The sequence below is a fragment of the Spirosoma aureum genome (assembly GCF_011604685.1).
GTDB classification, from domain to species: domain Bacteria; phylum Bacteroidota; class Bacteroidia; order Cytophagales; family Spirosomataceae; genus Spirosoma; species Spirosoma aureum.
The window spans coordinates 1,481,627-1,503,692 of the sequence record NZ_CP050063.1 but is presented as its reverse complement, the minus strand read 5'-3'; the positions used below and the strand labels follow the sequence as shown (position 1 = coordinate 1,503,692).

Annotated in this window: 16 protein-coding genes; 11 read left to right on the top strand and 5 right to left on the bottom strand. The window is 47.6% G+C overall.

Features of this window, described 5'->3' with window-relative positions; all coding sequences use genetic code 11:
- Nucleotides 1-21 precede the first annotated feature (21 nt).
- The 6 genes from hppD to G8759_RS06065 all read left to right on the top strand — a co-directional run bounded on the left by hppD (nucleotide 22) and on the right by G8759_RS06065 (nucleotide 5,415).
- Nucleotides 22-1,143, top strand: a complete 1,122-nt coding sequence (gene hppD, locus G8759_RS06090) for a 4-hydroxyphenylpyruvate dioxygenase (RefSeq protein ID WP_167206159.1) — start codon at nucleotides 22-24, stop codon at nucleotides 1,141-1,143.
- A gap of 82 nt (nucleotides 1,144-1,225) precedes the next feature.
- Entirely contained in the window at nucleotides 1,226-1,951 is a 726-nt protein-coding gene (gene phhA / locus G8759_RS06085) for a phenylalanine 4-monooxygenase (protein WP_232074148.1), read from the top strand.
- 83 nt (nucleotides 1,952-2,034) lie between these two features.
- Entirely contained in the window at nucleotides 2,035-2,472 is a 438-nt protein-coding gene (locus G8759_RS06080) for a MarR family winged helix-turn-helix transcriptional regulator (RefSeq protein ID WP_162385555.1), read from the top strand.
- A 72-nt stretch (nucleotides 2,473-2,544) separates the two neighbouring features.
- Nucleotides 2,545-3,729 (top strand): fumarylacetoacetase, encoded by a 1,185-nt coding sequence (gene fahA / locus G8759_RS06075; RefSeq protein WP_167206154.1) that lies wholly within the window; start codon nucleotides 2,545-2,547, stop codon nucleotides 3,727-3,729.
- 32 nt (nucleotides 3,730-3,761) lie between these two features.
- Nucleotides 3,762-4,661, top strand: coding sequence for a flavin reductase family protein (locus tag G8759_RS06070; protein ID WP_167218751.1), 900 nt, complete (start codon nucleotides 3,762-3,764; stop codon nucleotides 4,659-4,661).
- A gap of 163 nt (nucleotides 4,662-4,824) precedes the next feature.
- Nucleotides 4,825-5,415 (top strand): DUF4142 domain-containing protein, encoded by a 591-nt coding sequence (locus tag G8759_RS06065; protein WP_167206152.1) that lies wholly within the window; start codon nucleotides 4,825-4,827, stop codon nucleotides 5,413-5,415.
- 45 nt (nucleotides 5,416-5,460) lie between these two features.
- On the opposite strand, the gene ggt is transcribed toward G8759_RS06065, so the two are convergent.
- The gene (gene ggt, locus G8759_RS06060) at nucleotides 5,461-7,266 is read right to left on the bottom strand and encodes a gamma-glutamyltransferase (RefSeq protein WP_167206150.1); all 1,806 of its coding nucleotides are present in this window, start codon (nucleotides 7,264-7,266) and stop codon (nucleotides 5,461-5,463) included.
- Nucleotides 7,267-7,560: 294 nt separating this feature from the next.
- Here ggt and G8759_RS06055 point away from each other — a divergent pair, with 294 nt between their 5' ends.
- The 5 genes from G8759_RS06055 (at nucleotide 7,561) to G8759_RS06035 (ending at nucleotide 15,365) form a co-directional block, all read left to right on the top strand.
- On the top strand, nucleotides 7,561-8,802 hold the full coding sequence (locus G8759_RS06055; RefSeq protein WP_167206148.1) for an ABC transporter permease: 1,242 nt from the start codon (nucleotides 7,561-7,563) through the stop codon (nucleotides 8,800-8,802).
- 146 nt (nucleotides 8,803-8,948) lie between these two features.
- Nucleotides 8,949-9,428 carry a hypothetical protein gene (locus G8759_RS06050; RefSeq protein WP_167206146.1) on the top strand — a complete coding sequence of 160 codons (480 nt, stop codon included), beginning with the start codon at nucleotides 8,949-8,951 and terminating at the stop codon, nucleotides 9,426-9,428.
- Nucleotides 9,429-9,605: 177 nt separating this feature from the next.
- Nucleotides 9,606-12,692 carry a hypothetical protein gene (locus tag G8759_RS06045; RefSeq protein WP_167206144.1) on the top strand — a complete coding sequence of 1,029 codons (3,087 nt, stop codon included), beginning with the start codon at nucleotides 9,606-9,608 and terminating at the stop codon, nucleotides 12,690-12,692.
- Nucleotides 12,693-12,837: 145 nt separating this feature from the next.
- The gene (gene recA / locus G8759_RS06040; protein ID WP_167206142.1) at nucleotides 12,838-13,932 is read left to right on the top strand and encodes a recombinase RecA; all 1,095 of its coding nucleotides are present in this window, start codon (nucleotides 12,838-12,840) and stop codon (nucleotides 13,930-13,932) included.
- 179 nt (nucleotides 13,933-14,111) lie between these two features.
- Nucleotides 14,112-15,365, top strand: coding sequence for a DUF3667 domain-containing protein (locus tag G8759_RS06035; protein ID WP_167218749.1), 1,254 nt, complete (start codon nucleotides 14,112-14,114; stop codon nucleotides 15,363-15,365).
- Nucleotides 15,366-15,451: 86 nt separating this feature from the next.
- Here the strand turns inward: G8759_RS06035 and G8759_RS06030 are convergent, their stop codons facing one another.
- The 4 genes from G8759_RS06030 to uvrA all read right to left on the bottom strand — a co-directional run bounded on the left by G8759_RS06030 (nucleotide 15,452) and on the right by uvrA (nucleotide 21,600).
- Nucleotides 15,452-16,732: a citrate synthase gene (locus G8759_RS06030; protein ID WP_167206140.1), complete on the bottom strand. Its 1,281-nt coding sequence runs from the start codon at nucleotides 16,730-16,732 to the stop codon at nucleotides 15,452-15,454.
- A 178-nt stretch (nucleotides 16,733-16,910) separates the two neighbouring features.
- Nucleotides 16,911-18,167 (bottom strand): metal-dependent hydrolase family protein, encoded by a 1,257-nt coding sequence (locus tag G8759_RS06025; protein WP_167206138.1) that lies wholly within the window; start codon nucleotides 18,165-18,167, stop codon nucleotides 16,911-16,913.
- An 85-nt stretch (nucleotides 18,168-18,252) separates the two neighbouring features.
- Nucleotides 18,253-18,657: a hypothetical protein gene (locus tag G8759_RS06020; protein WP_167206136.1), complete on the bottom strand. Its 405-nt coding sequence runs from the start codon at nucleotides 18,655-18,657 to the stop codon at nucleotides 18,253-18,255.
- 57 nt (nucleotides 18,658-18,714) lie between these two features.
- Nucleotides 18,715-21,600, bottom strand: a complete 2,886-nt coding sequence (gene uvrA / locus G8759_RS06015) for an excinuclease ABC subunit UvrA (protein ID WP_167206134.1) — start codon at nucleotides 21,598-21,600, stop codon at nucleotides 18,715-18,717.
- Between the last annotated feature and the right edge of the window lie 466 nt (nucleotides 21,601-22,066).

Below are 22,066 nucleotides of genomic sequence, written 5' to 3'. Positions count from 1 at the left end.
ACACATCAATCAACAAAGACAATGGAAGCAGTAGAAACTCTAGAACCTCAAATAACCGATTTTCTGCCACTCAACGGGACCGATTATATCGAGTTATATGTTGGCAACGCACGGCAGTCTGCACACTATTTTCAGACAGCGTTCGGCTTTCAGCCAGTTGCCCATGCAGGGCTATCAACGGGTCTAAAAGATCGGGAATCCTTTGTATTGCAACAGGATAAAATCCGGCTTGTCCTAACATCTCCTTTGCACGGCAATACCCCAATAGGAACACATCTGGACCAACACGGCGATGGCGTTCGTGTGGTTGCCTTATGGGTCGATGATGCGACCAGTGCTTTCCAAGCAACCGTTCAGCGGGGGGCCAGAGCGTTTATGGAGCCAACCCGCGAACAGGATGCTCATGGCTACGTGGTGCGGTCGGGGATTCATGCCTATGGCGACACGGTACATGTGTTCGTGGAACGAAATGACTATAAAGGCGTATTTCTGCCTGGTTATGAATCATGGATTCCTGATTATCGCCCCACCAGCTTAGGATTAAACTACGTAGACCATATGGTCGGGAACGTCGGCTGGAATGAAATGAATGTCTGGATGAGCTTTTACCATGATGTAATGGGCTTTCAGCAACTTGTTTCGTTCGATGACAAAGACATTTCAACGGATTACACGGCCCTCATGAGCAAGGTCATGAGCAATGGCAACGGGCGCGTAAAATTCCCGATCAATGAACCCGCCGAAGGCAAGAAGAAGTCCCAGATTGAGGAGTATCTGGATTTTTATGGCGGACCGGGTATTCAGCATATAGCCGTAGCAACCGACAACATTGTTGAGACCGTCATGGCGCTACACGACCGGGGAGTTGAATTCCTGACCGTTCCCGATGCCTACTACGACCATTTAGCCGATCGGGTTGGCCCTATCGACGAAGAAATTGACCGGTTACGATCGTTGGGAATTCTGGTTGACCGAGATGACGAGGGTTATTTGCTCCAGATATTCACGAAGCCAGTCTGTCCCCGTCCTACATTATTCTTTGAGATCATTCAGCGGAAAGGAGCCCGATCATTCGGAAAGGGCAATTTTAAAGCGTTGTTTGAAGCCATCGAGCGCGAACAGTCCTTGCGGGGAACATTATAATAATTGTGAAAGAGTGAAAGGGTGAATGAGCGACCAATGCCGACACCAGCGTTTCACTCTTTCACTCATTCACTCTTTCACCATGTTCCAGACCTATTCACAATATACTCCCGACGATCAGGCTGTATGGCAGCTGTTGTTCGAGCGTCAGATGGCGCAGTTACCGGGCAAAGCCAGTCAGGCTTATCTGGATGGTATTTCGGCAACGGGTTTTCGGGCAGACCGGATACCTGATTTCGAGCGGGATTTAAATCCAAGATTGCAACAGCTGACAGGTTGGCGGGTTTGTGCCGTAGAGGGCTTAATTCCAAACCGCACGTTTTTTGAGTTGATGGCGAATCGAAACTTTCCGGCAACCACCTGGCTGCGTCGGCGTGATCAACTGGAGTATCTGCCCGAACCGGATATGTTTCACGACACGTTCGGCCATGTTCCGATGCTGTCAAATCAGGCCTTCTGCGATTTTCTGGCCGCATTGAGCCGTATTGCACTCCGGTTTGTCGATCATGAAGAAGCGATTGACATGATTTCCCGATTGTATTGGTATACTGTCGAATTTGGTTTGATACAGGAAACGGACGGCCTTCGGATTTATGGTGGCGGTATACTATCGTCTGTCGGCGAAACGACTTATAGCCTGTATAGCAGTGAACCGAAGCGGCTGCCCTACCATGTTGATACGTTACTCCGGACACCATACATCATCGACCACTTCCAGATGCAGTATTTTGTTATCGACTCCTACGAGCAACTGTATCATTCAGTTCCTGAAATCGAAGCGACGCTGGAAGGGTTATTAGTCAGTTAACGTTATTGTCATTAGCTTCGCGTTATCAGGACATCCTTACCGTGGATTCTGTAAGGATCATTTTTAACCAATGACAGTTGCCGATGACGCATCCCTCCGATAACCGGGCCTACTTTTTTAAAATTGACACCACCATCAAGAAAATCCGGAATGCGCTCCAGAAACAATTTAATGACGCTGGATTTGAACTGACGGTGGACCAATGGGTCGTCATTGACCATCTCTATCGTAATCCCGGCATCAGTCAGAACACGATCTCGGAAATGACAACCAAAGACGCCCCAACCGTTACCCGAATCATTGACCTACTCTCGCAAAAGGGTCTGACTGAACGACGCATGGCCGATAACGACCGACGTAAGTTTCTGGTTTATTTAACCGAAGCCGGTGAAGCCAAATACAGCGAGGTGCTGCCCGTTGTGTCGGCCATGCGACGAAAAGGCTGGGGCGACCTGAGCGACGACGATTATCAGCATTTCGTTCGGATCATGGATTCAATTTATAGCAACATCAGTGAGTAAAATCTGGAATAATCTCCTGATTAGTTAGCGAGATTATTTATAGAAAACGACCTGAAAATTGGCTCAGACAAGATGTACGGCATTTTCAGTTACGACATTGCATCGCCCCGCGTGGGATTAAAACTCGGCGGCCGAATTCTTGACCTAGAAGTAGTCGGACTGTTGGGCTATTTTAACGACCTGGCTATTGATCCGGCAGTTTTCGCTCAACCGGCTCTGAATGAGTTTATTGCTTTAGGAAAACCAAGACATCGGCTTATTCGACAACGCCTGATTGAGTTGTTAAGTGATGAAAACGCTGCTTTCAAAGACGTTCACGAGCAGGTTTTCATTGACGAATCGCGGGCCAGGATGCATTTGCCCGTGCGTATTGGCGACTACACGGATTTTTATGCGGGCATTCACCACGCCGAAAACGTCGGTCGTATGTTCCGGCCTAATGCCGAACCTCTACTGCCCAACTACCGGCACTTACCTGTGGCGTATCACGGGCGAGCCTCCTCTATTGTGGTATCCGGCACGCCTATTCAGCGGCCAAATGGACAGTACTTAGGGCCTGATAATCAGCCCCTTTTTGGCCCATCAAAAGCTTTGGACTTTGAGCTTGAACTGGGGCTTATTATCGGCAAAAACAATGCACTAGGTAATTCGATCGCAGTCGATGATGCTGAAGATTACATTTTCGGCCTAACGCTTTTTAATGACTGGTCGGCCCGTGACATTCAGCGTTGGGAATACCAGCCGCTAGGGCCTTTCCTTGGGAAAAATTTTGCATCGAGCCTATCTGCCTGGGTTGTTCCGCTCGACGAACTGGAACCCTTTCGTGTTCCGGGCATCCAGCAGGAACCAATACCCCTCTCCTATCTGCGTTGTGCAAAAGCTGCCCACTTTGACCTGGAATTAGAAGTCATTTTACGCACAGCGACTGGCGACGATGTTGTGATTAGCCGCACAAACGCCCGGAATCTGTATTGGAGTTTTGCGCAAATGATTGCTCATCATACGGTGGGTGGATGCAACCTTAACATTGGTGATGTGCTGGCTACGGGCACCATTTCTGGCTCTACACCCGGTTCATACGGCTCTCTGCTCGAACTCAGCTGGAATGGTACGCGGCCTCTTCATTTGTCAACTCAAACGACACGTACATTTTTAGAGGATGGCGACAACCTGATTTTACGGGGATGGGGCCTTTCGGATGGGATTCGGGTTGATTTGGGCGAAGTGTCAGGAACGATTAGCCCAAAACAGGAGTAGTTTAATTGACCTACCATTCATTTCCCGAAATGATTAAAACCATAAATCCGGCCGACCTGCAACCCAGCGAATTCTATCGGTACATGATCGGCACGATTGGCCCGCGCCCAATTGCTTTTGCCAGCACTATCGATGCTAAAGGCCAGGTTAATCTTAGTCCGTTCAGTTTCTTCAACGTATTTGGTTATAACCCACCCACACTGGTTTTTGCCCCAAGTATCAATCGGCATGGCCACAAAAAACATACGCTCCTGAATCTGGAAGAAGTTGGCGAAGTAGTCATCAACATCGTCAACTACGCCATGGTCGAGCAGGTGTCATTGGCTAGTGCGGAGTTTGAGCGTGGTATCAATGAATTCGACAAAGCGGGCTTTACGGCGATTCCCTCCGATCAGGTTCGCCCACCCAGGGTTGCCGAGTCACCAGCAGCATTCGAGTGTATAGTCCGGCAGCTTATTCCAACGAATGAACGGCCCGCTCATGAGACTCCCGGCGCAGGCTATCTGGTCATTTGTGAGGTCGTAATGGCGCACATTCACGACACGATTTTCAATGAAGCCGGTGCCATTGACCCTCATCGCCTTGACCTGATTGGCCGTATGGGGGGCGATTGGTACGCCCGAGCTCATGGCGACGCACTCTTTGAAGTAGCCCGGCCTAAAATCGGTATTGGTATCGATCAGATTCCTCATTCTATCCGGAATAGTACGATTCTGTCGGGCAACGATCTGGGCAAATTAGGCAGTTCAATAGCCCTGCCAACTGCCGACGAAGTAAGCGCATTCGGAGCGTCAGACCAATTGAAGGAGTTAATTGATGAAGCACGCTACGGTTGTCAATATTTACCGGATTTATTGCATCTGCGAGCGAAACAGTTGCTGGCGGAAAACAACGTTAAAGATGCCTGGCTGACGTTGCTGCAAGCTCCCTAAAAACAAGAGCCCTGAAAGTGAGTTGTCATAAAACCACGACTTTCGCTTTGAGCCGTCGCCTGGAGCCGTGCCACAGTTACTAATATGCGCAAACAAACCGTAGCACGACTCCAGGCGACGGCTCAAAGCGAAAGCCTAAAAACAGCAAAACCGAACCAACACCATGAAACCCACTACCTCACTCGCAATAGTACTCGTCGGCCTCATGCTCACGTATGGATGCTCATCAGGCAGCGACAACACAGAAAAAGCCGAGAAAATCAACAATGACAAAATCGACAAACAGGCTATCGCGGTCAGCAATGACGCGAAAGAAGAAGCGAAAGGCGTCAGTAAAAATATGGTCGAGCTGGCCAATAGCAGCCTGACCGAATTCGAACTGAGCAAGGTTGCGCTCAAAAAAGCCACCAATCCCGAAGTGAAAGCGTATGCACAACAGGTCATGAACGATCACCAGCAAGACGACAAAACCTTACAATCGCTTGCCAAACAAATGAACGTTACGTTGCCGACCGGGCTCTCCGACAAAAGTAATGGTCATTTAGGTAAACTAACCGGTATGAAAGCTGGTACTGAATTCGATTTACAATACCTCGAAAACATGATCAGCTTAAACGATGATGCGCTCGATTCTGCCGACGATCTCCGCGATCATGCTCCTAATGATGCTGTTAAAACCTTTGCCAGAAAGCTTTTAGACGACGACGAGAAACATAAAAAGCAAGCCAAACAATTGAAAAATGTGCTGGACTAACTGATAGATAACGCGGGCGATTCGAATCGCCCGCGTTATTGGTTCTTAATATCCTCTTGCGGTATTATCGGCTCGTGGGTCCGATGCACCTTCATACGAACCATCGGGGCGAATCAGCACGCAATCCATCCGGCCAAGGGTATTCGTCAGTTTTTCGAGTATATAGCCACGACTTTGCAGCGCCTGAACAGTCGCATCGGAGAAAGCCCCATTCTCAAATGTAGTCTTATCAGGAAGCCACTGATGGTGGAATTTCAAGGCATTGACAGCCTGTTGCATGGTCATACCGTGTTCGATTACGTTCAGAATAGTCTGGTAAACCGAGGTTATGATAGTTGAACCACCCGGTGTTCCAACTACCATAAACAACTTACCATCTTTTTCCAGAATAGTGGGTGTCATGGACGAAAGCATTCGTTTGTTGGGCGCAATGGCGTTGGCCTGATTACCAATCAACCCGAACATATTCGGGACACCCGGTTTAACACTGAAATCGTCCATCTCGTTATTCATGAAGAAACCAGCACCGCCCACCACGACCCGGCTTCCATAACCACCATTGAGCGTTGTGGTAATACTGACGGCATTGCCCTCTTTGTCGACAATCGAAAAATGAGTCGTTTCGAGGCTTTCGTAGCCGGGAATCATGCCCCCTTTTACGGTTTTACTATCGCTTGCTTTAGCGAACGAGAAATCTGTCCAGCGCGTGCTGAGATAATCCGGGCTCATTAGCTTGTCAACCGGTACTTTCACAAAATCGGGATCACCTAAAAACTTAGCCCGGTCGGCATACACGCGACGTTCAGCTTCAATCATGACCTGCACCGTTGAATCACGATTCCAGCCCCATTTACGCAACGGATAAGGTTCTGTAAAACGCATCAGCTGCACGAGCGCTACGCCCCCACTTGAGGTCGGTGGCATCGTGATAACATTATAGTTTTTGTATTTTGCCTGAATCGGGTCGCGCCAGACAGAATGATAATTTTTAAGGTCCTCTTCAGTAATCAGGCCTTTCCCGCGCTGCATTTCTTCGGCAACCAGCCGCGCTGTTTCACCCTCGTAGAACCCGGCCCGCCCCTGCGCCTGAATCCGTTGCAGCGTTTTAGCCAGATCGGCCTGAATCAATAGGTCTCCCTTATGCCAGGTAACCGTGTCTGCTGGTGCTGTGCTTTTCAGGAAGTAGGTTTTGTCGGGGTTGATCGTATTCAGATCCGTTTTGATTCGGTTTAACCCTAATGCATCCCGCTCGGTGAGCGCAAACCCTTTGGCGGCCAGATCAACAGCAGGCTGTATGACCTGGCTCCAGGGTAATTTACCGAACCGTTTGTGGGCCTCGGCCATACCGTCCACTGATCCGGGTACGCCACTCGCCAGGTGACCACTAATGCTTAATCCCTGCCGAACATTACCGAGCGAATCGAGGTACATGTTCTGGCTGGCCTTACCGGGGGCCTTTTCGCGATAATCGAGCGTATACGCTTTCCCTGCATTATCCCGATATACCATAAATCCTCCCCCCCCAATATTGCCCGCTCCAGGATACACGACAGCCAGCGCAAACTGAATCGCCACGGCAGCATCGACAGCATTACCGCCCGCCTGCAGAATAGCCAGACCGACCTGAGAGGCTTCGGGATGCGCGGAGGCAACCATACCATTCCGCCCAATAACACCTTGCCGGTTGGAGAAAAATGGCTTTACGGTTGGATCTTCGTCGCGATATTGATAAACTCCCTGGCTCTGCTCTACTTTTGAACTGGAAGTAGTAGACGGAGCCTGGGTTTTGCAGGAAGCAACAGTAAGGGCAAACAGTATTAGGGAAGGATAATAAATACTATTTTTTTTCATACGGGGGTCCGGTTAGGCGGTTGTAAACCCCTAAACTACAAAAATTGCTTTACCTGAGCGCGTTATATCGGCAAACAAGCTGCTTGCTTAAGGCCCCTTTTACGAATCAGCCGACGCTACCGTTTCAGACAAACTTGTTAACGCTACATGCATTTGAAAGCACGATTTACGATTAGTGACAACCATTTATCCGTCAGAATCTTGTACTTGTCCGAAATGATTGGGCAGGGAAGCATTTTATTTATTTCTTTGTTACTCTCGCCAGATTAAAGTCTGCCAGAACCATAAAACACCATGCGGTTTCTTCGTCAGGTATTAGAAAGTTTTCGGTTTGCGTGGCAGGCTCTGCGCTCCAACCTCCTTCGTACAACCCTCTCACTGCTGGGCGTAACCGTCGGGATCTTTGCGATTATTGCCGTTTTTACGCTGGTCGATTCACTGGAACGCAATATCAAGGATAGCCTCTCATTTATCGGCGATAAGGTCGTTTACGTACAGAAATGGCCTTGGTCATTTGAGGGTGAATATCAGTGGTGGAAGTATTTTCAGCGCCCTGAACCATCCTTTAAAGAGTATAAATTTCTGGCCGACAAGCTCGAAAATGCACAGGCTATAGTAGCGATGGATTTTAAAGGCCGAATTACGGTCAAGCACAACAATAACAGCATGATGTCGCTGATTCAGGGAACGACATTCGAGTACAATAAAATTTCTGAGGTTGCCGTCGCCAGTGGGCGCTACTTCACCCAACAGGAAATTGATGTGGCCCGCAACGTAGCCATTATTGGCGCTGATGTCGCGGAGAATCTGTTTCCTGCTGAAGAACCTGTCGGTAAATCGTTTAAGATAAATGGCATGAACTTTACCATTATTGGCGTTCAGGAGAAGAAAGGCGAAAGCCTTGTCAACTTTGGCGGCAACCCCGACATTAAATGCCTCATTCCCTACGGCGCGTTTTCAAAAATGTTCCATTCCATCAACCCCAGTATTGATATTGCGATTAAAGGATACGATGACGACGAAGGGTTGCTCGAACTGGAAAGCGAAATCAAGGGCTTGTTACGTACCCGACGGGGAGTTCGCCCAACCCAGGACGATAACTTTGCCATTAATCGACCTGAAGCGGCTGCACAGGCCATTAGCGGCATTTTTGCGGTATTAACTGTAGCGGGTTGGGTTATTGGCGGCTTTTCAATTCTGATTGGTGGCTTTGGCATTGCCAATATCATGTTCGTCAGTGTAAAAGAACGAACCAACATTATTGGTATTCAGAAATCGCTGGGCGCAAAGAATTACTTTATTCTGTTCCAGTTTTTGTTTGAAGCTGTTCTGCTAAGTTTAGTCGGTGGTTTAGCGGGTATAGCGCTGGTTTACCTGCTTTCCTTTATGCAGCTAGGCAGTCTGGAACTCCACCTGACAGCGGGCAACATTATACTGGGTTTAGGCGTATCGAGCGTGATCGGTATTCTGTCAGGCATCATTCCTGCCTTTTCGGCGGCCCGGCTCGATCCTGTTATTGCAATCCGGGCTAAGTAAATTTAAGGAGACTTCTGGCGCTTCCCACCGTCAGGCAGCAGCCTTTTTACGAACAATTCCTGCCAGACTCCGTTCTGTTTACTGAACATATACAAAAATTTCGTCTATTTGCACGGTATAAAACCGCAACTTAACCAACCAAGTCCATGCGAGGGTTACTGTACTTCCTGTTATTTTTATTAGTTGTTTTTGGTGTTCTGTATGCACTTACCGGCTGGAGTTTCAGCGATGGAGAACGAGCCGGTACGATCTCTAAATTTAGCCGTCGGGGTTATCTTTTTAAAACCTACGAAGGTGTTCTCAATGTTGGTGGATTCTCCGGCGAAACAGGCTCGCTCACTCCGCAGTATTTCGATTTTTCTGTTAAAGATGAAGCAGTAGCGAAACAGATTACCAATGCGGTGAAAACCGGGCAGCGCGTTACGCTCCACTATGAAGAAAAGATCCTAAAATTTCCGTGGAATGGCGAGACGAAATACTACATCACTGGTTTAGAAGTGGTGGGCCCTCCCCCTTCGCCTTACGGTACGAATCCAGCCTATCCGGGTGGACAGCAAACCGCTCCGCAAAAACCTCAACCAACTCAACCGCAGTCACAATCGGCCACGGCTGATTCTGTTATTTAATTTCCTTAGTTTGCTATTGTTACTATCGGGCGTACCCACTATTAGGGTACGCCCGTTTTTATTTCCAAACCAACCGTTCCCTAAAAACGAACGCATAAAGTTGGCGGCCGGGGGAACAACTCTTGATTTTAAAATACTGATTATCAATATTTATATACACCTTTCCCTCCCTTTCACATGGTTGCCTCCCTCCCCCAAAATTCACCAAAATCGGACGATGATTCTGACTCCTGGTTTCATATCGACACTATTCTCAAATTAGGTTATCGGTATCGCGTTCTGCTTTTAGTACTGTCGTTAGTCATCTCATCGGTCCTGCTTTTTCTGGAAGCTCCTTTTGGTGAATATCCCATTCAGACTTTAAGCCAAAAATTAGCGTTCGGTGGCCAATCTCCTTTTCTAACGATTCAGAAATGGGGGCCCGACAAACGACAATTAGCTCAGCTAGAGCTCATAGTCGATACATTCTTTATTTTCATCTATGGCTTTACATTGATCACATGGTGCTCACTTTTCGCCCATACGTCCCTTTTCGTGATTGGTAATGATGGCGCTAAACTCGATACGCCGACAGCCCGTTTGATGCGTCAGTTAGGTCTAAAGCTGGCTCTTTTTGTGCTGGTTGGAATGACTGCCGATTTAATCGAAAATACTGTTCTAAGCACCTGGCTTTATATAGGAATAAATTCCATTCCGGAGTGGCTTCGCTGGATATGGACAATAATCGTAAGTCTGAAGTTTCTTCCGGTTATTACTGCTATCTGGTACATTCTATTACATCCACTAGGCATTCTTTATTCATTTATTGAACTGTGGCCAACTAAAAAAAACGCATTCAGCGCCAAACGGGATAATCTACAAAATCATGCCAAAAGTCAGCAAGACTATATGATTACCGTTCAACAGCAATATAAAGAAGCCGTTGAGAAGGAAAATATCAGTCATTCAAAAGGCGTGAACCAAAGGAATCGTGGTAAATCATCTGATTCGATAAGCTCTGACAGGCCGGGTAAGCCAGAAGATCCCAGTAAACCAGATGGATCGCAAAAGTCAGGTGGGTCAACTAATCCCGACGAACCGCCACCTTCAAACGGTGGGCCTTTCCGATGGCTTCTAACCTTCTGGAGTAGCGTCCTTGGCGTTCAATTCCTGCTTTATCTGCTTTTGTTCATGAGCATTATCATCAATCTGGATCAATTTGATGAAATCTTCTTTCTCTGGCTATCTTCTACCAATAGCCTTAAGATTGCCGGTACCATATTCTGTTTTTTGCTGACGTTAGTAGGCTTAAGTGCTATGTTTTATGTTACCAGTAAAATTTTACTCTATCTCAAACCGATAAAAGGGCTTGAACTAGCCAATATTCTGGCGACCGATGCCACCACAACACAAACAACGAGAACGTTAATGGCCCATTCGGGTGACTTTCGGTTTGTCCAGGCCTTACCACTGGTTTTTGTGGCCCTCCCGTTTGTAATTACGTTTTTGGCCTTTATGAAAAGCTATGGTGACTTGCCACTCAACGAGCAAGGCGCAATCTCACACGTTTACCAGTTTTTTTTACTCATCACCGTGCTAGTACTATCGGGTATTATCACGGTCTACATCTTTAGCAAATACCACCGGCCCAGTGAAGAAACCGACATGTTGTTGTTCACGTCTACCACACCTACACAGGACTATGCTTTGCTGGTACGCCTGATTCCAGGGAGTATGCTGTATGGTCAGGGGCTATTAAATATACTGCTGCTCATTTTCATTCCGCCAACAGGGCTCGCCGTCGCGCAATTCTTCGGGCTACACGCTGTTTTATTATTATGGCTATGTGTTATTGCCTACCTGGGAACATTACTCATTCAGTTTAATAAACTCCCGCTCTACCCATTAATTCTTGGCCTAGCCGTATATACTTTTATCGTTTCTATGTTTAACGACAACAGTACGATTCGACAAACACCCGACAGTGCTTCAATCGTTAGCAGTCGTCCTACAATTCCTCAGTATTTCAGTCAATGGTACAAAGACCGAAAAAATCCAACGGATTCAATCCCACTTCCTGTCATTATTGTAGCCAGTGAGGGAGGGGGCATTCGGGCAGCTTCCTGGACAACGGCCTGTTTACATCAGCTCGACGTGCTTATCCCTGGTTTTAGTCATTATGTGTTTGGCATTAGTGGCGTATCTGGTGGGGGAGTAGGTGCCGCAACGTATGTGGCCTTGCAGCGAGCAAAGGCAGTATCCTTCAGCGATACATTACCTTTTGTTGGTAATGAAGCCCAGGATGTTATTTCGCAGGACCTCATTTCGCCCACAACAGCCTCTATGCTCTTTCGCGGAGGCATTCACAACTTTTCGCCAGGCCCTATACCATCATTAGACCGTAACCGATGGCTGGAAGACGCCTGGGAAAACGCAGCCTTTTCAACAATATCCAGTCATAGCGATTCTGTAAGGAACCTGCTTAGCCAATCCTTCCTGAAAATCTGGCGTGATTCGTCAGGGCGTCCCCAAACCCATTTTCCGTTGGTTTTTCTGAACTCGTCCGTAGCCGAAACGGGTCAGAAAGCGATATTGTCCCCCATAAATCTGGGCAATGAGCCGTCGCTACCACAGAATGCTCAAAATCCAGTTCATCCGTTTTATGATGTAGTCGATTTATTCTCGACTATCCAGTCCGACTTACCTTTCAAAACGGCCACTTTCCTTTGTGCACGCTTCCCTTTCGTAACCAGCGGAGGGCGCGTTGAAGGTCAGTTACCCAACATGAAACCAAGCTGCCAACCCGCATTTCACCTGATTGACGGGGGCTATGTGGAAAATACGGGTATCATGACCAGTGTACAACTTATTCGAAGTTTACAGCGATTAAATAGCCCGCCGAATAGTCACTATAATGTTCAGTACTACCTCCTTTTTCTACGCAATGGACAAGCCAGTGATAATGCCAGTTCAACGACTACTTTTCGCTTTTTAAGTGAGCCATTGACAGGCTTTCTAAACGCCACTGGACGACAGGGCCTTACGCTCGATCAGCTGGTTGCCTACACGCTAAAAAAAGGCATAAATGATTCGGAAAACGAACTTCATTTTTCGTATGTAAATATTGCGCTTGACCGTTCTACAGGTCATCAGTATCCGCTTGGCTGGTACTTATCTCCTACTGCAGCCAAAGAGATGAGCACAACAGCACAAAAATCCATCAAAAAACTGATTGACAAGGAATTAAAGCCCATCAAAGACGCTATATCAGCGCAACATAAATGAAGCTATAGGGCTGTGCATCAAGGCTGATGGGGCTTACTTTCAGCTTACCATACCGGCCATTCCCAATCATCAACTATTTCAAAAAACCGTTTGGTAATCCGGCCAATTTTGGTTAATTTTATCTGTTTAAAACAACCATCCTAACATGGCAAAATCAGATACGGCGCAAGCCACAGCATCTGCTAATGACAACAAGTTAAAGGCCCTGCAAACCACTATTGAAAAGTTAGATAAGGCTTTTGGGAAAGGCACTGTAATGCGCCTGAGCGAAAGCAAAGTCGTAGATGTTCCTGTCATTTCGACGGGCTCACTAGGGCTTGATTTGGCATTGGGTATTGGTGGAATGCCGCGTGGTCGAGTTGTTGAAATTTATGGTCCTGAATCATCAGGTAAAACCACGCTGACGATGCACTGCATCGCCGAAGCACAGAAAGCTGGTGGTCTGGCTGCATTTATCGACGCTGAGCACGCTTTTGATCGGGTCTACGCTGAAAAGCTTGGCATCGACACGAAAAACCTGCTTATCTCGCAACCTGATAATGGCGAACAAGCCCTCGAAATTGCGGAACACCTGATCAGTTCGGGTGCTATCGACATTATCGTTATTGACTCAGTAGCTGCACTTGTACCAAAAGCCGAAATCGAAGGCGAAATGGGCGAAAGCAAAATGGGGCTGCAAGCACGACTGATGTCGCAGGCGTTGCGCAAACTGACTGGTACCATCAATAAAACAGGCTGCTGCTGCATTTTCATTAACCAGCTTCGCGAAAAGATTGGTGTGATGTTCGGTAACCCTGAAACAACAACCGGTGGTAACGCTCTGAAATTCTACGCTTCGGTCCGTATCGATATTCGTCGCATTGGCCAAATCAAAGAAGGCGCCGACAACGTTGTGGGTAACCGGACCAAAGTGAAAGTCGTTAAAAACAAACTGGCGGCTCCATTTAAAGTTGTTGAATTCGACATTATGTATGGTCAGGGTATCTCAAAAGTTGGCGAAATCCTTGACCTCGCTGTTGAAATGGAGATCGTTAAAAAGTCGGGTTCATGGTTCTCGTATGGCACCAGCCGTCTTGCGCAGGGACGCGATGCCGTTAAAGAGTTACTGCTCGATAACCCCGAACTGATGGCTGAACTGGAAGCAAAAATTCGGGCAAAAATCGCTGATGATCAGGAGGCCCTGCTCGATCCGGTTCTGGCAGCCACTGAAGCCGACGACGAAGGCGAAATCGACGATTAAGTTTTATTATTCTTTCTAGAATGAGGTGGTTGGGTTTTCTCGGCCACCTCTTTTTTTATTTTTGCAAGTGAGTATCCAGATCGGAAGGCATTACGGCTGCCCGGTTTACGCTTTAGTTCGCCTACACACCCACCCGGATGTGGCTGCTGATACACCAGCCTCAACCAAGCAACCAGGCAATGTCGAATCATCACAACAAACTCACCGTCTGCCCGAACTGTGGCACAGACTTAGGTCCGGAAGACAATTTCTGCCCGAACTGTGGTCAGGAAAACCACGAAGTCAAACTGCCACTTGGCCATATTTTCTATGAGTTTGTTGAAAGTATCACCCACTTCGACAATAAATTATGGAACTCATTAAAAGCAATTTTCACGCGGCCGGGCAAAATGACCGCCGAATTTCTGGAAGGGAAGCGGGCACGGTATGTACCACCAGCCAGGTTGTATGTTTTTGTGAGCGTTATCTTTTTTTTCCTGATCGGCAAATTTGCTGATCATCAGTTAGAGGAAAGCCTCAGGCGGATGAATGGGAATTCTACCAATCAAACAGATGCTGATACGACCGATCGTGACACAGGAATAAAGGTTGATCTGGAGGGTCTGATTAACAACGATAGCCTATTGGATAGTCGTGGTCTGCACAAAATAGCGACCAGGATCGACTTTAACACATTGGTGGATTCGGTGGGTCTGGCCCGAACATCCCGTCGCATTAAACGACTTCAACCCTACCAACTGGACTCATTGTTGACCAAAGCTAAACTAACCCTGGCAGACTCGAACCGAGCAAAGCTTCGGGAGTTAATTGAGCTTGTTCCGGCTAACCCCAAAGTGTCGTTTAGTTTTGGGCCTACCCTTAGTAGCAAAGAATTTAAAACAGATGCCGAACGGGATGAATATGAAGAGAAGCTAAGCCACATGCCCGATGTTGAGATAGACTCGCTCATTCGGGCCGAAGGCGACACGCCAAACTGGTTCATGAGAAAGCTCTATCGGCGACAGGGTAAACTTGCACATTTAGGTAAAGGCGAAAATACAGAGAAGTTTCTACACGCCAGCACGAAGAACCTTTCGATCGTCATGTTCATCCTCATGCCATTTGTGGCTGTTTTTTTACTTTTAATCTATTTTCGACGTGGGCGGTATTATTACGAACACCTGATCTTTTCTGTCCATATTCATACCGTACTCTTCCTGATTTTTTCATTAGTCTTACTCTCTACTTATTTCGCAAATCCCAAAGTAACCACTTCCATTCTGGGTTGGACGTTGTGGATATGCTGGCTGTATTTTTTACTGTCGCTAAAACGGGTTTACCAGCAATCATGGGGTAAAACAGTTTTGAAGTTTCTCCTGCTCAGTGTGATGTATTGGTTTGTCGCAACGATTTTTCTGATCGGCTCCTTCGGTGTTGGACTGCTTACCTTTTAAACGTAAAGGTCATAAAACAGGAAAGCCCAACTGCATAGCTGGGCTTTCCTGTAAAAAGATGGAGTCAAGTACTGACTCCCTTTTTGTTAGCGTTGGTCAATCGCCTTGAATTCCCGAAGTGTAGCCCCGGTATAAATCTGGCGAGGGCGTCCGATTGGCTCTTTCTGTTCACGCATTTCTTTCCATTGCGCAATCCAGCCCGGCAGACGACCAATAGCAAACATCACCGTAAACATATTCGTTGGAATGCCCAGCGCCCGATAGATGATTCCGGAATAGAAATCAACGTTCGGATACAATTTACGCTGGATGAAATATTCGTCGTGCAAAGCAGCTTCTTCCAGTCCTTTGGCAATTTCCAGAACCGGATCATTGACACCGAGTTTGTTCAACACATCATCGGCCGCTTTCTTGATGATTCGGGCACGAGGATCGAAGTTTTTATAAACGCGGTGACCAAAGCCAAAGAGACGAAAGCCCGTTGTTTTGGCATTTTTCGCCATATCAACGTACTTGCTGACATCGCCACCATCGGCTTTGATGGCTTCAAGCATTTCAATGACTTCCTGATTGGCACCACCGTGCAATGGGCCCCATAATGCACTAATACCTGCCGAAATAGACGAATAGATATTTGCCTGCGACGAACCAACAAGCCGCACGGTTGAGGTCGAACAGTTTTGTTCGTGATCGGCGTGCAGAATAAGCAGAACGTTTAACGCTTCAGCAACAACGGGATCGACTTTATAATCCTCTACTGGCAGAGCGAACATCATATTCAGGAAGTTCGGAATGTAGTCGAGGTTATTTTTGGGATAATTGGTCGGATGCCCTAACGAACGCTTATACGACCAGGTAGCAATTGTTGGCAGTTTGGCTAACAACCGCACAATATGCAGAGCCGGATCATTCTTTTCGTCCTGCGAATCAGGATAGAAAGCGCTCATGGCACTCACCAGTGACGATAAAACACCCATTGGGTGGGCATTTACCGGAAATCCATCAAAAATTTTCCGCATATCCTCATTAACGAGGGTATGACGGCGGATACCGTTTTCAAATTGAGCATATTGCTCTTTAGTCGGCAACTCACCGTAGATAAGCAGATAAGCAACCTCCAGAAACGACGCTTTGGCAGCTAAGTCTTCAATCGAGTAGCCCCGATATTGCAGGATACCCTGCTCACCATCCAGAAACGTAATAGCGCTCTTTGTGGCACCGGTGTTTTTATAGCCCCGGTCTAAGGTAACGTAGCCGGTTTGGTCACGGAGGTTGGAGATGTCGAAGGCTTTTTCGTGTTCCGTTCCTTCAAATGTCGGGAATTGGTACGATTTACCATCGACAGTAAGTTCAGCAGTGTTGGCCATACAAAAAATCAGGGTAGAGTATTCAGAAATAACGAATTAGGAGCCTGTCGAGCACCGGAGCACGTCCATGCCGGGCGAAATTAAGCCAAAAACCCAAACGGCGGATGAAATTATGTGAAAAAAGCCGCATTACCTTTGTATTAAAATGTAACAGGTAGAAAGCACAATAAGTTTTTCTCTATTGTTTATAGAAAATACCGCCTTTCATAACTGCCTGAACGCGACGTAAATCGGCAATTGTTTTTGTTGGATCGCCTTCTACAACGACCAGATCAGCCAGTAACCCCGCCTTAACCCGCCCACGGTCGGCCAGGTGAAATACATCAGCATTGACCGACGTAGCCGATCGCAATACATCGAGTGGTTTCATTCCATAATCGACCATCATGCTCAATTCACGGGCATTGTCGCCATGGCTGAACACACCCACATCGCCCCCGGCACAGATCGTTACGCCCGCATCGAGTGCCTGTTTAAACGTTACACGCTTCTCACGGATACGCACAGGCTCAGGGTCCTGGCCTTTTTTCCAGCCACGATACTGGCTAACGGCATCACCGGCGGCCAGCGTTGGGCAAAGCGCGGTTCCATGTTGTTTCATAAGCGCAAAAATATCGGGGGTGCCAGCGTCTCCGTGTTCTACAGTTTCGCAACCACCCAGAATAGCCCGGCGCATACCTTCGGCGGTACTGGCATGCGCTACTACCGCGCGCCCACTGCTTTTAGCCACCTCGACAATAAGCTTAATTTCATCAACAGTATAGGTCGGTCGAGCTTCGGCCATGAGTCCCCAGCGGTAATCGGCATATATTTTTATGGCATCCGCTCCTTTACCGATCTGCCGCCGAACAGCCTGAATCAACACATCATGTCCATCGGCTTCTTCGGCTCCCTGGGGTATATCGATATCGGCACTGAAACCTTTGGGGGCATAGCTGCCCGTTGCAATCAGCGCACGCGTGACCACGATCATACGTGGGCCGGGAATAATGCCCTGATTAATGGCTTGTTTGAGTCCTACGTCGTCATAATCGGCACCTTCAGTACCCAGATCACGCACGGTCGTAAAACCCGCCAAGAGCGTTTTCTGCGCATGAACGGTTGCCCGCGCTACCCGCAGCGACCGGGCCTCTTTCAGGACCTGATCGTCCCAGGGTGTTTCATTATAGGGATGCAACAAGAGGTGGGAGTGGCCTTCAATCAGGCCGGGCAACAAGGTTGCACCTTTTAAGTCGACAATCGAAACGTCGGCCCCGCTTGCAGAAACCGAAGAAGGAGGTCCAGCCGCTTCGATCTTATCGCCTTTTACCCGTACGACCCAGCCTTCATGCATGGTTTCACCATCGAAAACACGGTCGGGGCGTAATAAATAAGCAGTTTGAGCAAAAAGAGTACTAGGTAAGCAGAATACAACCAGAAGATAGAGTCTGTTCATGAAGTAAGGTTCATTGTAAAACCAAAAATACGCAAAAAGGAGCCATTTGACTCCTCTTCACCACTACCTATCTGGTATTGATCGATTAACTACGCTTTGTATTAATTGCATCCCAAACACCTTTCCCAAATACGAGAACGACTAATCCCGGCAGCAAAATAGCTCCGGCTCGAAAACCCGCTCCTGTAAGCTTGTAAACGCCTGTATTGTATTGTGTAAAGCTCTGAAACAGATAGTAGACAGATGCAGCCAATAGTGCAACGGTTATACCAATAGCCAGTGGCTGGCTAAGCCGTCCGGCAATCCAGGTTATCAGAAGTGATGCTCCAACAACCAGAGCAACCGAGCCGATCGCTTTCGGAAAGGTTTCGATCGCTGTATAATCAAAAAAGAACACCCCAGCCTGACCAATCAGATTGGGGTGCGCCAGGAGCCAGCCGTCAAGCAAGACCAACACGAGGAGTAAAATGTAAAAGAGTGGGTTACGCATAAAACTGTTTTCTCAGGCTGTATTAAGTGCAACGAAGATAACAGCTTTTCTGTCTTCCTATCCCGCCAACTCCATTTTCAAAAACTTCCCGGTATAGCTTCCTTTCACTTCGGCTACCTTTTCGGGCGTTCCTTCGGCAATGATGTTGCCCCCTTTATTTCCGCCTTCGGGACCAAGATCAATGAGGTGATCGGAAACTTTGATCACGTCCAGATTATGTTCGATGATCAGTACTGTATTGCCTTTGTCGGCGAGTTTATTCAACACATCGAGCAGGTGCGCAATATCCTGAAAGTGCAGCCCGGTGGTCGGTTCGTCCAGAATGTATAGCGTTTTGCCCGTATCTTTTTTGGACAACTCTTCGGCGAGCTTTACACGCTGCGCTTCACCGCCCGATAAGGTAGTAGCATGTTGACCAAGCGTGATGTAACCCAGCCCTACATCGTTCAGTGTCGTTACTTTACGCAGAATTTTCGGCTGACTGGCGAAGAAATCAAGTGCCTGCTCAACCGTCATATCGAGCACATCGGCAATGGATTTACCCTTAAACCGCACTTCAAGCGTTTCACGATTGAATCGTTTGCCTTTGCAGGTTTCGCACATGACATGCACATCGGGCAGAAATTCCATTTCTATTTTCTTCATACCCGCTCCCTCGCAATCTTCACAACGACCGCCTTTCACGTTGAACGAGAACCGACCGGGTTTATAACCTCTGATTTTCGCTTCAGGGAGTTCGGCAAATAACGTCCGGATTTCAGAGAACATCCCGGTATAAGTCGCTGGATTCGAGCGAGGTGTCCGACCGATTGGCGATTGATCTACTTCGATAACCTTGTCAAGATATTCCAGGCCCTCTACCGATTTGAACGGCAGTGGTTCGCGCTTCGATTTATAGAAATGGCGATTCAAAACCGGAAACAGTGTTTCGTGAATCAGCGACGATTTACCACTACCCGACACACCCGTGATGGTAACCATCCGGCCAAGTGGCAGTTTGAGCGTTACGTTTTTGAGATTATTTCCTGTTGCGTTCTTGATTATCAGAAACTTACCGTTCCCCTTACGGCGTTCGGACGGCACTTCGATGTTCCGGCGGCCGCTTAAATAATCGGCGGTTGTGCCACCGTTTCGAATGAATTCAGCGGGCGTACCGATACCAACCACCTGACCGCCATGACGGCCAGCGCCGGGGCCAATATCGAGTATAAAGTCAGACTCGAGCATCATGTCTTTATCGTGCTCAACAACCAGCACTGTATTGCCCAGATCGCGCAGATTCTTCAGCGAATCGATCAGTTTAACGTTATCGCGCTGGTGCAGCCCGATACTTGGCTCGTCCATAATGTAGAGCACGCCCACCAGTTGTGTTCCAATCTGCGTTGCCAGACGAATACGCTGCGCTTCGCCCCCCGAAAGCGTACGTAGCGGCCGGTCGAGCGTAAGATAATCAAGACCAATATCGAGCAGGAAACCGATTCGCTTCCGAATCTCTTTCAATATTTCCTTAGCGATTGTATTCTGACGATCGCTAAGGCGACTTTCCAGTCCATCGAACCAGGCGGTCAGTTCCGAAATGTCCATACGGGCCAGTTCGGATATATTTTTCTGGTCGATCCTGAAATACAGTGACTCTTTTTTCAATCGTGCACCGTCGCACTCAGGACAGCTCTTTACGACCATAAAATCTTTAAGCCACTCCTGAATTTTATCTGTACTGTTCTCCTGCTGGCGTTTCAGAAAATTAACAATTCCCTCAAACTTAAAGCTGTAATAGTCTTCACGAGTGTCGGCCCGGCCGGTATCCTTTTTCGAAGGTATAGCAGCTTCGTCTTCCGTGCCATACATCAGTGCATGGAGCAGGTCTTCAGGAAACTTAATAACGGGCGTCGTGAGGTTGAGTTTGTACTTTTTCAGAATGGCTTCGATTTCCTTGAAAATCCACAACTCACGGTACTCACCCAAAGGCGCAATAGCTCCCCGACTAATACTCAATGATTTATCTGGAATAACTGACTCTTCTGTAATTTCTTCAACCACCCCAAGACCATTGCAAACCGGACAGGCTCCGTAGGGTGAGTTGAACGAAAACGAGTTCGGTGAAGGCTCATCATAACTGATACCCGATTCCGGGTCCATCAGATTCTGCGAGAAATAGACCAGTTGCCCCGCACCATCCAGCATCTGCATGGCCCCTTTTCCCTGTTTTAGTGCCGTTTGAATCGACTGGCTCAACCGGTACCGATCTTCGGTTTTCGGCACCAGTCGATCAATCACGATTTCGATGTCGTGGATTTTGTAGCGATCCAACTGCATCTTCGGCGCAATATCCTGCACGACGCCATCAACACGAACTTTGGTATAGCCCGTCTTGGCAATCTGGACAAAAAGTTCGCGATAGTGCCCTTTCCGACCTTTAATGATTGGGGCCAGCAAGGTCAGTTTTTGGCCAGCATATTGTTCCAGAATGGTATCAATAATCTGGTCCTGCGACTGCCGTTCCATTTTCCGGCCCGTCACATAAGAAAATGCTTCACCAGCGCGGGCGTAGAACAGACGCAGAAAGTCATAAATTTCGGTCGTGGTCCCAACCGTTGAACGGGGGTTTTTGGAGGTAGTTTTCTGTTCGATGGAAATCACCGGACTCAGCCCGTTGATTTTGTCTACATCAGGCCGCTCCATATCGCCAATAAACGAACGGGCATAAGCCGAAAAACTTTCCATGTAACGCCTTTGGCCTTCGGCATAGATCGTATCAAAAGCCAGCGACGATTTGCCGCTGCCGCTGATACCCGTCACGACCACCAGCTTGTTGCGGGGAATCGTGACATCAATATTTTTCAGGTTGTGTTCGCGGGCTCCGAGGACTTCTATCTGGTCGTAACCCGTCAGGTCAATATCGGTAAGTCCGGGCCGAAGCTCGGTTGCTTTTTCTTCTGTCACGTTGGATTGGCTTATTCTAAAGAACAACGTAAAACAGGCAGGGGTAGTTTCCCGAAAGTCAACAGGTTTTAGACAGTAAACGGCTCTATATTTAGGTCGACTCTATAAATTCAGTACAATTGTAGTATTGGTGACACAAACACTATATGGTAGTTTTTAAGTTAGACAAACTGCAATCCTGGAGACTTTGTTGTCTTGATATAAAACGGCTTAGCCATGTTAACTGCAATTCAGGGAACTTACGAAAACGGGCAGATAATTTGGGATGAAACGCCCCCGGTTCAGAAACGAACAAAGGTGATCGTGACTTTTTTGGAACAGGAGGTATTTTCTTTAAAAAAACACATAAAGCTGGTTCTTTAGCTGGGCATGGGTCAATTCCTGCCAACTTCAATGAGCCAATTGACGATCTGAGTAATTTTATATGTGATGCGATTACTACTCGATACAGCTAAAGAAATTTTGA

Bases quoted from the DNA above. Each gene is read 5' to 3' on its own strand.
- hppD (WP_167206159.1), top strand. From the start codon at position 22: ATGGAAGCAGTAGAAACTCTAGAACCTCAAATAACCGATTTTCTGCCA.
- phhA (WP_232074148.1), top strand. From the start codon at position 1,226: ATGTTCCAGACCTATTCACAATATACTCCCGACGATCAGGCTGTATGG.
- G8759_RS06080 (WP_162385555.1), top strand. From the start codon at position 2,035: ATGACGCATCCCTCCGATAACCGGGCCTACTTTTTTAAAATTGACACC.
- fahA (WP_167206154.1), top strand. From the start codon at position 2,545: ATGTACGGCATTTTCAGTTACGACATTGCATCGCCCCGCGTGGGATTA.
- G8759_RS06065 (WP_167206152.1), top strand. From the start codon at position 4,825: ATGAAACCCACTACCTCACTCGCAATAGTACTCGTCGGCCTCATGCTC.
- ggt (WP_167206150.1), bottom strand. From the start codon at position 7,266: ATGAAAAAAAATAGTATTTATTATCCTTCCCTAATACTGTTTGCCCTT.
- G8759_RS06055 (WP_167206148.1), top strand. From the start codon at position 7,561: ATGCGGTTTCTTCGTCAGGTATTAGAAAGTTTTCGGTTTGCGTGGCAG.
- G8759_RS06050 (WP_167206146.1), top strand. From the start codon at position 8,949: ATGCGAGGGTTACTGTACTTCCTGTTATTTTTATTAGTTGTTTTTGGT.
- G8759_RS06045 (WP_167206144.1), top strand. From the start codon at position 9,606: ATGGTTGCCTCCCTCCCCCAAAATTCACCAAAATCGGACGATGATTCT.
- recA (WP_167206142.1), top strand. From the start codon at position 12,838: ATGGCAAAATCAGATACGGCGCAAGCCACAGCATCTGCTAATGACAAC.
- G8759_RS06035 (WP_167218749.1), top strand. From the start codon at position 14,112: ATGTCGAATCATCACAACAAACTCACCGTCTGCCCGAACTGTGGCACA.
- G8759_RS06030 (WP_167206140.1), bottom strand. From the start codon at position 16,732: ATGGCCAACACTGCTGAACTTACTGTCGATGGTAAATCGTACCAATTC.
- G8759_RS06025 (WP_167206138.1), bottom strand. From the start codon at position 18,167: ATGAACAGACTCTATCTTCTGGTTGTATTCTGCTTACCTAGTACTCTT.
- G8759_RS06020 (WP_167206136.1), bottom strand. From the start codon at position 18,657: ATGCGTAACCCACTCTTTTACATTTTACTCCTCGTGTTGGTCTTGCTT.